Source organism: Azospirillum fermentarium, from assembly GCF_025961205.1.
Lineage (GTDB): Bacteria > Pseudomonadota > Alphaproteobacteria > Azospirillales > Azospirillaceae > Azospirillum > Azospirillum fermentarium.
The window spans coordinates 1,990,549-2,002,870 of the sequence record NZ_JAOQNH010000001.1; the positions used below are offsets into that span (position 1 = coordinate 1,990,549).

Below are 12,322 nucleotides of genomic sequence, written 5' to 3' on the forward strand. Positions count from 1 at the left end.
ACGATGGGCTGGGGTCTCCGGATTGCCGCCGGGGGGCTGGCCCTCGTCGTTGGCGCTGCGGCGCTTGCCGGGTATGCGGTGACGTGGGCACAGGGTGCCGTCACCGCGCCGGGGCCTCTGACCGCTCCTGCCGCGGTGGTGATCCCGCGGGGCGGCGGCACCGAAACCATCGCCATGACGCTGTGGCAGGCGGGGGTTATCGACAACCCGCTGCTGTTCACCGCCGCCACCAAATTCCATGGACCACGCCGTGACCTGAAGGCCGGGGAGTTCGTCTTTCCCGCCGGGGTCAGTGTGGCCGGGGCGCTGGACCTGCTGCGCCAGGGCAAGCCCGTGGTTCACAAGCTCACCGTCCCCGAAGGGCTGACCAGCCAGCAGGTGGCCGGGCTGCTGACCGCCAGCCCGCTGCTGTCCGGGATCATCGACGGGCGCCCGGCGGAAGGGTCTTTGCTGCCGGAAACCTATCATTTCTCGTATGGCGAGAGCCGGGCGGCGCTGCTGTCCCGCATGAAGGCCGCCATGGATCAGGCGCTGGCCGACGCGTGGAAGAGCCGCGCCGCCGACCTGCCGCTGCGCACCCCCGCCGAAGCGCTGGTCCTGGCGTCGGTGGTGGAGAAGGAAACCGGCGTGGCGGCGGAACGCCCGCGGGTGGCCGGGGTGTTCGTCAACCGTCTGCGCACCGGCATGCGGCTGCAATCGGACCCCACGGTGATCTATGCCCTGACCAACGGCGAGACGGATTTCACCCGTCCCTTGACGCGGGCGGATCTGAAGGTGGACTCGCCCTACAACACCTATGTGACGGGGGGGCTTCCCCCCGGCCCTATCGCCAACCCCGGACGGGCGGCGCTGGTGGCGGCGACCCAGCCGGAAAAGCACGAGTTCGTGTATTTCGTCGCCGATGGCACCGGCGGTCACGCCTTTGCCAAGAGCTTGAGCGACCACAACCGCAACGTTACCCGCTGGCGTGAAGGGCAGAGGGCCAACGGGGCCCCGGATCCTTCACCGGAATAACCTTGGGGCTATTATTATCTGGATGCTTGCGCCGCTTCCCCGCTGACGGCACCATGACTGGGTGTCGATCCATGCGGAAGGGGAAGGGAAAATGGAAACGGACGTGCAGAAGCGCATCCGCGAACGTGCCTACGCCATCTGGCTGGAAGAAGGCTGTCCGCATGGGCGGGACACCGACCATTGGATGCAGGCTGAGCGCGACATCGCCGGCGGCCTGACCGAAACGGAAACGGCGTCCGTGGCTCCCGCCGCGGCAGCGGCAGTGCCAGCGGCTGAGGTGGCGGACAAGGCGCCCACGAAACCGAAGCGCACCCGGACCACTCCGCCTGCTGTGGAAAAAGCGGAACCGGCGGCCAAGGCCCCGGCCCGCAAGCCGGCGGTGAGGAAGGCGGCCGCCCCCACGGTCACCACGAAGCTTGCGGAAAAGACGGAAGCGGCGGAGCCGAAGACGACGCGCACCCGGCGCAAGACGTCCACGGCCCCGGCCTGATCCCGGTTCACCGCGTCCTTGTGTGGTCAGGCGGCGTTGGACACCACCACGACGCCGGCCATGGAGCCGTATTCCTTGCGGGCATCGCGCATCCGCTCCAGGGTTTCGCGCAGGCTTTCCTCGGCGAAGCCCGGCGGGAGCTGGTGCAACTCCTTCTCCGTCATGTCGATGAAGGCATCGAGCAGCCGGGCGTGGATGCGGCAGGCCTTGCGGAGTTCGGCGGCGATGGTGAGTCCAGGCATTGTTTGTCTCCTGCGATGCGCGGGACAGGCGCGATGAGGCACTTTTGGCCTCTGCCGGTTAACAAACTCTTTCCTGGTCTGGGCAATTTCCGGTCATATTTTGCACTACCACTTTCGAAGAGCGGCGCTATCCGAAATATCGAATGATTTCTTCTTCTGATAGGGCCGCTTTTCTTGAAGATGGTGTGTGAAAGGCGATCAGATCCAGTCGTCGCCGCCGTCCGACCCGGAATCATCGAAACCGGCATCGTCATAAGCGGCGTCGGTGGCACCGGTATCCGCCGGAGGATTGCCATAGAAATTGTTGATGGTGGTCTCCGACACGGCGCCCTGGGCCGCTTCGGCGGCGTGTGCGGTGCCGGAACTGAACATCGACTGGATGGCGCTGGCCGCCAGCATGCCGCCGGCCACGCCGACCGCCGTCTGTGCCGCACCGGCCAGGAAACCACCCCCGCCCCCCTGGGGCGCATAACCCATGCCGGGGCCGCCGAAAGCCGGCTGTCCATAACCGGCTGACGCCGGGGCGGCGGGGTAGGACAGGCGCCGGCCCCACGGACCGCCGGACGCCGCCGGCTGTTGCGGAACCGGTGCCGGTACGGCGGGGGAGGGCGGCGGGGCGCCCCACAGGCTGCGCACCCCGCCCATGAAACCGCCGCCCGTCGGCGCTTGGGCGGGGGCGGCGGTCTCCAGGGCACGGATGCGGCTTTCCAGGGCTTCGATCTTTTGCTGGGCGCCGCTCAGGGCCTGCTGCTGGAACAGCACGGCCTGGGCCATGTAATAGACGGCGTTGGGCTGGTGCTGCGCGGCCTCGCGGATCAGCCGCTCGGCCTCCGGGTCGCGCGGCTGGGCCTCCGCGTCGCGCAGGCGGCGGAACAGATCGTCGATCAGGGCGCGTTCCTCGGGCGTCATCCGTCTCTCCTGAAAGCAAAAACCGCCGCGGCCAGCAATGCCGCGGCGGTTGTCATGTGGCGGTGTGACGGTCCCGGTGCAAGGGGCCCCGGTGTCAGGAAACGGCTCAGGCCAGGATCTCGGCCAGCGCTTCCTTCTCGTCCAGTTCCCGTTCCAGGGTTGCCAGTTCCGGGCCGACGGCATCACGGATCGACACCATGCCGACCGGGCGCCCGTCCTCGACCACCGGCATGTGGCGGAACCCGCCGTCGTGCATGCGGTGCAGCGCGTTCAGGACCATGCAATCGGGGGTGACGGTCAGGGGATCGGGGGTCATCACCTGCTCGACCGTGGTGCGGGTGGGGTCCAGCCCGCCGGCCAGCACGCGGAACAGCGCGTCGCGTTCGGTGAAGATGCCGGTCAGCCGGTCACCGGCGGTCACCATCAGCGACCCGACGCCGAATTCCTTCATCATCACGGCGGCGGTGCGCACGGTGGTATCGGGGGTAATGGTGAAGATACGCTGGTGGCGGACAATATCCCGAACCGGACGGGTGTGCATCGAGCAATCCTCCCTCGTTGGTGAGAGGCTGTCCGTTGTGTTTGTTTCTTGGTGACAGCCAAAGGAAGAATGCGGAACACAGCCATGATCGGCAACCCTGACATTGGGGACAGGGCTGTTCGACTTCGGTGATAGGAATATCTTGTAAGAGGACTATTACCGCCCCGTCCGCCCGCGCCACACCTGGAACTGCGGCGTTTCCAGCAGGCATTCGGTGATGGGCAGATGGGCCTGGATCAGCTTGCCGGCCCCGGCGGTGCGCTGGATCACCGCGATCAGCACCCCGTCGTGGCGCAGCCGGTTGGGCGCGTCGCGCACCAGGGATTCCAATGCTGCGAAATCCTCATGCCCCCCGCGATGCAACGGCGGGTTCGACACGATCAGGTCATAGCGCACCCCGCGCGGCATGGTGCCCCAGCCGTCGCTGAGCAGGGTTTCCGCCCCCGGCAGGTTGGTGCGGGCGGCGTGCAGCGCCAGGGAATCCACGTCCAGCAGCGTCAGTGCGCTGTCGGGGTGGCGGCGGCGGATCTCGGCGGAGATCACCCCGGCGCCGCAGCCGAAATCCAGCACCCGCGCGGCACTTTTCAGCGGCGGCAGCACCTCCAGCAGGTGGGCGGTGCCGGGGTCGAGCCGGCCATGGGCGAACAGTCCCGGCCAGGACGCCAGCGTCAGCGGCCCGGCCAGCAGCCCGTCGCCCGACAGGATCACGTCCTCCCGCCACTCGTCCAGGCTCCCGCGGGCGGGGGCATCGGTGCGGGTCAGGGCCAGAACGCGGGCGCGGCGCTTGATCAGGATCGGCTCGCCGCCATCGAACAGCCCGTCCAGCCGCTTAGGAGCGGTGGCGATGCCCTCGTCGTTGCCGCCATAGATCCACAGTGGCGCCCCTGCCGGCAGCCGGGCGGCCACCGCGTGCAGCATCATGGCAAAGGCCCCCCAGCCGTGGGGCAGGCGCAGGGCCGCCCCGGCAAAGGAACCATCCACCGGCCACGGGGAAACCGCGCGGGCCGCCACATCGGTGAAGGCGTGGCGCTGCCATTCCGTGACATCCACCCCATGGGTGGTCAGCGCCGGCAGCAGCGTGCCGGTGCCGTCCCCCACCAGAAGCAGGGGGCCGGGGTGGTGAAGGCCGCACAGGGCCTGTTCGGCGACGCCGGCGATCTCCGCCTCGCGCGCCGCGGCCCGCTGGGCCAGACGGTTGCTCATCCGTGTTTCCGGTATCAGCCGCGTTCGCGCATCAGGCGGGCCTTGTCGCGCTGCCAGGTGCGTTGCTTTTCGGTTTCGCGCTTGTCGGCCTTTTTCTTGCCGGTGGCGATGCCGATTTCCAGCTTGGCGATCCCACGGTCGTTGAAATAGACCGACATGGGGATCAGCGTTACGCCCTTCTGCTTGATGGACGCGGCCAGCTTGGTCAGTTCGCGGCGGTGGACCAGCAGCTTGCGCGGGCGCCGCACCTCGTGCTGAAGCCAGCGCCCGGCCTGCATGTATTCGGGGATATAGGCGTTGACCAGCATCAGCTCGCCGTCGCGGGTCAGGCCCGCGTACGCCTCGTTGATGCTGGCGCGGCCGGAGCGGAGGGATTTCACCTCCGTCCCGGTCAGCATCAGCCCGGCCTCCATGGTGTCTTCGATGAAGAAATCGAAGCGCGCGCGGCGGTTTTGCGCCGCCAGACGCCGGGGTTCCTGATCGCGCGCGGCCACGGTGGCTTTCTCCTTATGGTCTTAGAGCAGGCCCGCCGACACCATGGCGGCGCGGACGGTTTCGCGGGTGGCGTCGCTGACCGGCACCAGCGGCAGGCGCACGTCTTCCGCGCACTTGCCCAGCAGGCTGGCGGCGTACTTCACCGGACCCGGCGAGGTTTCCACGAACATGGCATGGTGCAGCGGCATCAGCAGGTCGCGGTAATGATAGGCGGTGGCGTAATCGCCGGTGCGCCAGGCATCCTGCATGGCCGCGCACGCCTTGGGCGCCACGTTGGCCGACACCGAGATGCAGCCCACGCCGCCCTGGGCCAGAAAAGCGATGGCGGTGGCGTCCTCGCCCGAGAGCTGGCAGAAATCGGGACCGATTTCCAGCCGGGTGCGCAAGGGGCGGACCAGATCGGCGGTGGCGTCCTTCACGCCGACGATGTTGGGCAGCTTTGCCAGCCGCGCCATGGTCGCGATCGACATATCCACGACACTGCGGCCGGGAATGTTGTAAATGATGATCGGCAAATCCGCGGAATCATGGATCGCTTTGAAATGCTGGTAGAGACCTTCCTGAGTCGGCTTGTTGTAATAGGGCGTGACCACCAGGGCCGCCGCCGCACCCGCCTGCTTGGCGTGGCGGGTCAGGGCGACGGCCTCCTCGGTGGAGTTGGAGCCGGTGCCGGCGATGACCGGAACCTTGCCGCCCGCCGCCTCGATGCACAGCTCGACGACGCGGTTGTGCTCGTCATGGGACAGGGTGGGGGATTCGCCGGTGGTGCCGCAGGGAACCAGCCCGTGGGTGCCTTCGGCAACCTGCCATTCGACGAAGGACTGGAACGCGGCCTCGTCCACTTTGCCGTTCTTGAACGGGGTCAAGAGCGCGACGATCGAACCGTGGAACATGGGGGCCACCTCTCAGGGACGGACACAACGGGGGAAAAGAGGATCGGCACATTAGCCCCGCGCGCGATGCTGGGCAAGGGGCGTGGCGGCACGGTGCGATGCGGTATCGTACGGTCGGGCATGGCGGCGGCGCTCGCGCTGTTCCTGGCCTTCGGCGCCGCCCCGGCGCTGGCCCAGTCCGCCGCCGACCTGACGCTCTACCGCAACGCTTTCAAGGCCGCCGACAACGACCGCCACGACGAGGCGTTGCGGATGCTCCAGGGCGCCCCTGACCGGCTGCCGGGCAAGATCGTGCGCTGGATGAAGCTGGCGGCACCGGGGGCGGGCTTTCCCGAGACGGCGGCCTTCATCCGCGAAAACCCCGGCTGGCCCAATCTGGCCGCCCTGCGCCGCGGGGCGGAGGCGGCGATGCCCGACACCCTGCCCGATGCGCAGGTGCTGGCGTGGTTCCGCCAGTACGCACCCCTGACCACCGCCGGCGTCATGCGCTACGCCGACGCGCTGGCGGCGGCGGGCGAACGGGACGCGGCGGCGCGGGTGGTGCGCACCCATTGGATCGAGGCCGACATCGCCCCGGCGGACGAGCAGGCGATGCTGATCCGCTACCGCGACCTGCTGCGGCGCCAGGACCATGTGGCCCGCCTGGACCATCTGCTGTGGGACCGGCAGGAGGCGGCGGCGCGCCGGCTGCTGCCGCTGGTGCCCGACGGCTACGACGACCTGATCGCCGCGCGCATGGCGCTTTTCAACGGGGTGGCCAACGCCGAGGCGCTGGCGGCGCGGGTGCCGTCGCCGCTGCGCGACGATGCCGGGCTGGCGTACGACTGGGTGCGCTACCTGCGGCGCAAGGGCGATGACGAGGGGGCGGCGGAACGGCTGTCCAACCCGCCCGACAAGGTGGTGCGCCCGTCGCTGTGGTGGGCGGAGCGCAACATCATCATCCGCCGGCTGCTGGACCGCGGCGACAACCGGCTGGCCTACCGCCTGGCCATGGACCACCGGCAGGACGACGGGGTGGGGCAGGCGGAAGCGGAATTCCTGGCCGGCTTCATCGCGCTGCGCCGGCTGAACCGCCCCGGCGACGCGCTGGAGCATTTCCAGACCGTCTACAAGGAGTTCGCCTCGCCCATCACCCGCGCCCGCGGCGCCTTCTGGGCCGGCAAGGCGGCGGAGGCCGCCGGTTCCCCGGCGCGGGCGGCGGAGTGGTACAGCAAAGCGGCGCAGTACGGCGTCACCTTCTACGGCCAGTTGGCGGCCAACGAGGCGGGGGTGCGCGTGCGCCTGCCCGCCGAGCCCAAGGCGGCGGAGGCGGACGCGGTGGCGTTCGAGAAGCGTGAACTGGTGCGCGCCGCCCGGCTGCTCTACCGCATCCAGGGCAAGAGCGACGACCGGGCGGCCATGTTCCTGCGCCGCATCGCGCTGGACGCCAAGGACGGGGAGGAGCTGCATCTGGCCGCCCGTCTGGCCCGCGACATCGGCCGCCCCGACCTGGCCATTGCCGCGGCCAAGGACAAGGTGCAGGAGGGGATTTTCCTGACCGAAACCGGCTATCCCACCATTGATCTGTCGGGGATTCCGGCACCCGAGGGGCCGCTGGTGCTGTCGCTGATCCGGCAGGAAAGCACCTTCAACCCGCTGATCGTGTCGTCGGCGGGCGCGCGGGGGCTGATGCAGCTCATGCCGCAGACGGCGCAACTGGTGGCGTCCAAGCTGGGCATCAAGCACACCCAGGCCAAACTGACCGCCGATCCGCGGCACAACGTGCGCCTCGGCTCGGCCTACATCGCCGACATGCTGGACCGCTACAACGGGTCGTACGTGCTGGCGATCGCGTCCTACAACGCCGGCCCCAACCGGGTGCGCCAGTGGCTGGACCAGTTCGGCGACCCGCGGACGGAGGCGGTGGACGTGCTGGACTGGATCGAACTGATCCCGTTTTCCGAGACCCGCAACTATGTCCAGCGGGTGATGGAGGCGACCATCGTCTACCGCGCCCGGCTGCAGGGTGCGCGGGCCGATCTGGACCTCGCCCGGCTGCTGCACCGGTAACGGGGTGTAAAAAGCCGAAAAACCCCTCTCCCCGGGGGGAGAGGGGGTGGCAGGGGAAAGTGGGGGAACGGCTCAGGTCACGACCCGATCACACCGCCGTCCTTCTTGGTGATGACCACGACCGAGGGGCGGGGCGGCATGCCGTCCTTGAAGTCGGGCCAGCGGGTGGCCGGGTCTTCGAACGACGACAGCTTGCCGAATTTCGGCCACGCATCGACACCATCGGTGGCCGGGTGCTGCACGGCGACGAAGAAGGTCTTGTCGTCGGGCGTGAACCAGGGCCCGCACATTTCCGCACCCACCGGCACGCGGAAGAACATCTTGGACAGGCCGCGGCGCGGGCCTTCGGTTTCCACCGCCCAGATGCCGTCCGACGAGCCCGACGCCTTGGCCCAGGCTTCGCCCTGGTCGGTGGCGACCCACAGGCGGCCCTGGTGATCGCAGGCCACGTTGTCGGGGCAGGCAAACCAGCCGTTGGCGGTGGTTTCCGGGTGATACTGGGCCTGGACCGCCGGATCGGCGGGGTTGCCGGCCTTCAGCAGCAACTCCCATTTGGCCTTCGGCGCGGCGTGGGAACCGTCGGCGCTGATCTCGATGATATGGCCCCACTGGTTTTCGGGGCGCGGGTTGGCGGCGTCCACCTGATCGGCCTTGCGGCGGGAGTTGTTGGTCAGCACCACCACCACCTTGCCGGTGACGGGGTTGTATTCGATGTCTTCCGGGCGGTCCATCTTGGTCGCACCCAGGGCGTCGGCGGCCAGACGGGCATAGATCAGCACGGTGGCCTGATCGGCGAAGCCCTTGTCCGCCGTCAGCGGACCCTGGCCGTGGACCAGCGGCAGCCATTCCACCGACCCGTCGGCGTTGAACTTCGCCACGAAGAGCGTGCCGTCTTCCAGGATATCCAGGTTGGCGGCACGGTTGTTGGGGTCGTACTTCTTCTTCGCCACCAGCTTGTAGACGTAATCGAACCGCTCATCGTCACCGGAATAGGCCACGACGGTGCCGTCCTTCTCCACCACGATGGTGCAGGCTTCGTGCTTGAAACGGCCGAAGGCGGTGCGCTTCTTGGGCACAGCGTTGGGATCGTAGGGGTCGATCTCCACGATCCAGCCGAAGCGGTTGCACTCGTTGGGTTCCTTCGACACGTCGAAACGGTCGTGGTACTGGCCCCAGTTGTACCAGCCGCCGGGGATGCCGTAGCGCTTCTTGGCCTTGCCGTCCAGGCTGTTTTCGTCGGCGGTCTTGCCCCAGAAATAGCCGTTGGTGTTCTCTTCCGCCGACAGCCAGGTGCCCCACGGGGTCATGCCGCCGGAACAGTTGTTCAGCATGCCGCGCACCGTGGTGCCGGTGGCGTCCGCCCCGGTCTTCAGCAGCGCGTGGCCGGCGGCGGGGCCGGTGATGGTGCATGCGGTCTCGCCGGTGATGCGGCGGTTGTAGGTGGACTTGGGATCATAGGCCCATGTGCCATCCACCTTGCGGATCTCGATCACCGAACCGCCGTGGGCGGCGATTTCGATGTCCACCAGATCCTTGGTCATGCGGGCGAACTTGTCCTTCTGCTGCTCCACGCCGACACCGGGGAACATCACTTCCTCGTCGGTGTACTCGTGGTTGACGCACAGAAGCCCGTGGTCGGGGGTGTTGGACCCCAGCGGCAGCGGGGCGAAGCCGACGAAGTCGTTGTTGTAGCCGAACTGCTGGGCCTGGGCCGCCGCGGTCTGCTTGCCGGGGTCGAAGGCCGGGGCGCCGGGCACCACCGGGTCGCCCCAGCGGATCAGGATGTCGGCGTTGTAGCCCTCGGCCACATGGTGGGTTTCATCCACACCATGCTCGATTTCCTTGAAGGTGAAGGGGGGCAGAGCGGCGGCGGCCTCGGCCTTGCCGGTCAGCGCGGTCAGCGCCGTGCCCGACAGGGCGGTGGTGGCGCCCAGCGCCAGCATGCCGCGCAGCATGCCGCGGCGCCCGAAGCGGGCGGCGATCACGTCGCCGATGGCCGGGTTGGCGGTGGGGTTGCTGCCCACATCCTCGGTCCTGTCGAAGGTCAGGTACTTCGTCCCCTTGGGGGCCGTGTCGTGCCGGTCCATGCTCTCTCCTCGCCCCTTGCGGGCATCCCTGAAACAAAACCGTGCGGCGCCCGTGGTGTGCCGCGACCTTGGGCGGCACCATAGTTCGCGGACGTGACGGTTCTGTTGCGAAGGGATGACGGGGTGGTGAATTTGCCGGTCACGTCTGCTTGATGGTTTCCAACGCTGCCAGGGCGCGGTCGCGGGCGGCGGCATGATTCACCAGCGGACGGGGATATGTCTGACCCAGCCGCACCCCGGACCCGGCCAGAACGGCGGGCGGTGCCTCCCACGGCTTGTGAATCCACGACTCCGGCAGGGTTGCCAGCTCCGGCACCCAGCGGCGGACGTACGCGCCGTCGGGGTCGAACTTCTCCCCCTGGAGGACGGGGTTGAAGATGCGGAAATAGGGGGCGGCGTCGGCGCCGCACCCGGCCACCCACTGCCAGCTTGCGGCGTTGTTGGCCAGATCCGCATCCACCAGCGTATCCCAGAACCACGCCTGACCCGCCTGCCACGGGATCAGCAGATCCTTGATGAGGAAGGAGGCGGCGATCATCCGCACCCGGTTGTGCATCCACCCGGTGTGCCAGAGCTGGCGCATGCCGGCATCGACGATGGGATAGCCGGTCATCCCCCGCTGCCACGCCGCCAGCCCTGCCGGATCGTCGCGCCAGGGGAAACGGGCAAAGCGCGCGTCCAGCGGCGATTCCGGCAGGAAGGGCAGGGCGTGCAGCAGGCTGACGCTGAATTCCCGCCACCCCACCTCGCGCAGGAACGCTTCCGCCCCCGCGGCGCGTTCGGGAAAGACGGAGGCCGCGTGGCGGGCGGCGTGCCACACCTGCCGTGGCCCGATCTCCCCGACATGCAGGTGGGGCGACAGACGGGAGACGGATTCCCGGTCCGGCCGGTCGCGTTCGGCCTTGTAGACGGTGACGGGGCCGTCGAGGAAATCGCCCAGCCGCCGCCGTGCCCCGGCCTCCCCCGGCGTCCATGTGTCCCGCAGTCCGCCGGCCCAGTCGGGGGCGGTGGGCAGCAGGCGCCAATCGGCCAGATCCTCCCCGGCGGGCACGGTGGCCGGCGCCGTCAGACGGGCCGGGGCCGGCAGCGGGGCCGGCGGTTCGGGCTGGGCGAGGCAGGCTTTCCAGAACGGGGTGAAGACCCGGTACGGCTCCCCGGTCTTGGTGCGGATGGTCCAGGGTTCGAACAGCAGCGCGCCGTTGAAGCTCTCCACCCGCAGGCCGCGGGCCTTGAGCGTGGCCTTGATGGCCTCGTCGCGGGCGCGGGCCGCCGGCTCGTACCGGCGGTTCCACAGCACGGTGCCGGCCCCGGTTTCGGCGATCAGCGCGTCGAGCACCGCCGCCGGATCGCCGCGGCGCAGGACCAAGGGCGCCCCCAGCCGGGCCAGATCCGCGGCCAGCGCCGTCAGGCTGCCGTGCAGCCACCAGCGCGTGGCCCCGCCGGGGAGCCAGGGATCGGCGGGGTCGTCCTCCCACACGAACAGGGGGATGACCGGGGCGCCGGTGCCGGCGGCGGCGGACAGGGCCGGGTTGTCGGCAAGGCGCAGATCCTGGCGGAACCAGACGATGACGGGGGCGGGCATGGCGGGGCGGCGGATGGAAACGTGGAACGCTTCCTCCACCTTATCCGCTCTGTCCGGCTGTGAGAAGGCAATGCCAACCGGCCTTCACGCGTTATGTAAGGTATTGAATAGGAAAAACCTTCCATCGTCATCCCAGCGAAGGCCGGGGTCCAGAAGATGTCTCCACGGGGGAAACCCTGGGGGACTTATATCGCCGCTGACCGCGGCTCGATACCTGGATTCCAGTCTTCGCCGGAATGACGATGGAGAGAGGACAAGGAAGGGGCCGGGCGCCCCCTCACCCCCGCGACCGCTCCTGATACGCCAGCAACTCGGCGCGCAGGCCGGGGGGAATTTCGGTGGCGCTCAGATCGTCCAGATGGGTGATCGCCACCACCTGACGCGCCGCCAGCCGGGTTACGCCGTCGATCTCGCCCAGAATGCGCAGGTGGATGGAACTGCGCCCCACCTTTTCCACCAGAACCCCCAGCGTCAGCAATTCGCCCAGACGCGAGGGGTGGAGGAAGTCGCATTCCACATGCACCGTCGGCACCCCCAGCCGATGGTCGCGGATCAGCTCGGCGTAGTTGAAGCCCAGTTCGTGGGTGAACCAGTCCTCCACCAGCGCGTTGAACATGTCGAAATAGACGGGGAAGTACACGATCCCCGCCGGATCGGTGTGGGAAAACCGGATCGGACGGCGCACGCGGAACGCGCCCTCGGGCAACCGCTCGGGCGCCGGGGGGCGTCTGGCAAGCCGGCGCAGGGCCGCGCTTTCGGTCATTCGTCATCACTCCCTGTTTTGTTCTTTTGTGACACGGCGGGCGGCGGGCGTAAA

General features: G+C 68.6%; 12 protein-coding genes. 3 read left to right on the plus strand and 9 right to left on the minus strand.

Features of this window, described 5'->3' with window-relative positions:
- Window positions 1-3 precede the first annotated feature (3 nt).
- Both mltG and M2352_RS09485 read left to right on the plus strand, forming a co-directional pair.
- On the plus strand, window positions 4-1,014 hold the full coding sequence (gene mltG, locus M2352_RS09480; protein ID WP_264664247.1) for an endolytic transglycosylase MltG: 1,011 nt from the start codon (window positions 4-6) through the stop codon (window positions 1,012-1,014).
- A gap of 91 nt (window positions 1,015-1,105) precedes the next feature.
- Window positions 1,106-1,504 (plus strand): DUF2934 domain-containing protein, encoded by a 399-nt coding sequence (locus M2352_RS09485; protein ID WP_264664248.1) that lies wholly within the window; start codon window positions 1,106-1,108, stop codon window positions 1,502-1,504.
- Between the two features lie 26 nt (window positions 1,505-1,530).
- Here M2352_RS09485 and M2352_RS09490 read toward each other — a convergent pair whose 3' ends face one another.
- From M2352_RS09490 to dapA, 6 genes are all read right to left on the minus strand, one after another.
- Entirely contained in the window at window positions 1,531-1,746 is a 216-nt protein-coding gene (locus M2352_RS09490; RefSeq protein WP_264664249.1) for a hypothetical protein, read from the minus strand.
- A gap of 198 nt (window positions 1,747-1,944) precedes the next feature.
- Window positions 1,945-2,655 (minus strand): DUF2076 domain-containing protein, encoded by a 711-nt coding sequence (locus M2352_RS09495; RefSeq protein ID WP_264664250.1) that lies wholly within the window; start codon window positions 2,653-2,655, stop codon window positions 1,945-1,947.
- Window positions 2,656-2,761: 106 nt separating this feature from the next.
- Complete coding sequence (locus tag M2352_RS09500; RefSeq protein WP_264664251.1) at window positions 2,762-3,196, minus strand: CBS domain-containing protein; 435 nt, start codon at window positions 3,194-3,196, stop codon at window positions 2,762-2,764.
- Window positions 3,197-3,352: 156 nt separating this feature from the next.
- Window positions 3,353-4,399 (minus strand): methyltransferase, encoded by a 1,047-nt coding sequence (locus M2352_RS09505; RefSeq protein WP_264664252.1) that lies wholly within the window; start codon window positions 4,397-4,399, stop codon window positions 3,353-3,355.
- 14 nt (window positions 4,400-4,413) lie between these two features.
- Window positions 4,414-4,893 carry an SsrA-binding protein SmpB gene (gene smpB, locus M2352_RS09510; RefSeq protein WP_264664253.1) on the minus strand — a complete coding sequence of 160 codons (480 nt, stop codon included), beginning with the start codon at window positions 4,891-4,893 and terminating at the stop codon, window positions 4,414-4,416.
- 21 nt (window positions 4,894-4,914) lie between these two features.
- The gene (gene dapA / locus M2352_RS09515; RefSeq protein ID WP_264664254.1) at window positions 4,915-5,787 is read right to left on the minus strand and encodes a 4-hydroxy-tetrahydrodipicolinate synthase; all 873 of its coding nucleotides are present in this window, start codon (window positions 5,785-5,787) and stop codon (window positions 4,915-4,917) included.
- Window positions 5,788-5,880: 93 nt separating this feature from the next.
- Between dapA and M2352_RS09520 the strand changes: the two genes are divergently transcribed.
- Window positions 5,881-7,836: a lytic transglycosylase domain-containing protein gene (locus tag M2352_RS09520; protein WP_264664255.1), complete on the plus strand. Its 1,956-nt coding sequence runs from the start codon at window positions 5,881-5,883 to the stop codon at window positions 7,834-7,836.
- Between the two features lie 77 nt (window positions 7,837-7,913).
- Here the strand turns inward: M2352_RS09520 and M2352_RS09525 are convergent, their stop codons facing one another.
- The 3 genes from M2352_RS09525 to M2352_RS09535 all read right to left on the minus strand — a co-directional run bounded on the left by M2352_RS09525 (window position 7,914) and on the right by M2352_RS09535 (window position 12,268).
- Window positions 7,914-9,923, minus strand: a complete 2,010-nt coding sequence (locus M2352_RS09525; RefSeq protein ID WP_264664256.1) for a PhoX family protein — start codon at window positions 9,921-9,923, stop codon at window positions 7,914-7,916.
- A 139-nt stretch (window positions 9,924-10,062) separates the two neighbouring features.
- Window positions 10,063-11,505 (minus strand): cryptochrome/photolyase family protein, encoded by a 1,443-nt coding sequence (locus M2352_RS09530; protein WP_264665326.1) that lies wholly within the window; start codon window positions 11,503-11,505, stop codon window positions 10,063-10,065.
- A gap of 277 nt (window positions 11,506-11,782) precedes the next feature.
- Window positions 11,783-12,268: an acyl-CoA thioesterase gene (locus M2352_RS09535; protein WP_264664257.1), complete on the minus strand. Its 486-nt coding sequence runs from the start codon at window positions 12,266-12,268 to the stop codon at window positions 11,783-11,785.
- Window positions 12,269-12,322 lie beyond the last annotated feature (54 nt).

What these genes read in the sequence shown, in the direction of transcription:
- M2352_RS09530 (WP_264665326.1), bottom strand. Translation starts at nt 11,505, where the DNA reads ATGCCCGCCCCCGTCATCGTCTGGTTCCGCCAGGATCTGCGCCTTGCC.
- M2352_RS09485 (WP_264664248.1), top strand. Translation starts at nt 1,106, where the DNA reads ATGGAAACGGACGTGCAGAAGCGCATCCGCGAACGTGCCTACGCCATC.
- mltG (WP_264664247.1), top strand. Translation starts at nt 4, where the DNA reads ATGGGCTGGGGTCTCCGGATTGCCGCCGGGGGGCTGGCCCTCGTCGTT.
- dapA (WP_264664254.1), bottom strand. Translation starts at nt 5,787, where the DNA reads ATGTTCCACGGTTCGATCGTCGCGCTCTTGACCCCGTTCAAGAACGGC.
- M2352_RS09535 (WP_264664257.1), bottom strand. Translation starts at nt 12,268, where the DNA reads ATGACCGAAAGCGCGGCCCTGCGCCGGCTTGCCAGACGCCCCCCGGCG.
- M2352_RS09495 (WP_264664250.1), bottom strand. Translation starts at nt 2,655, where the DNA reads ATGACGCCCGAGGAACGCGCCCTGATCGACGATCTGTTCCGCCGCCTG.
- M2352_RS09505 (WP_264664252.1), bottom strand. Translation starts at nt 4,399, where the DNA reads ATGAGCAACCGTCTGGCCCAGCGGGCCGCGGCGCGCGAGGCGGAGATC.
- M2352_RS09525 (WP_264664256.1), bottom strand. Translation starts at nt 9,923, where the DNA reads ATGGACCGGCACGACACGGCCCCCAAGGGGACGAAGTACCTGACCTTC.
- M2352_RS09500 (WP_264664251.1), bottom strand. Translation starts at nt 3,196, where the DNA reads ATGCACACCCGTCCGGTTCGGGATATTGTCCGCCACCAGCGTATCTTC.
- M2352_RS09490 (WP_264664249.1), bottom strand. Translation starts at nt 1,746, where the DNA reads ATGCCTGGACTCACCATCGCCGCCGAACTCCGCAAGGCCTGCCGCATC.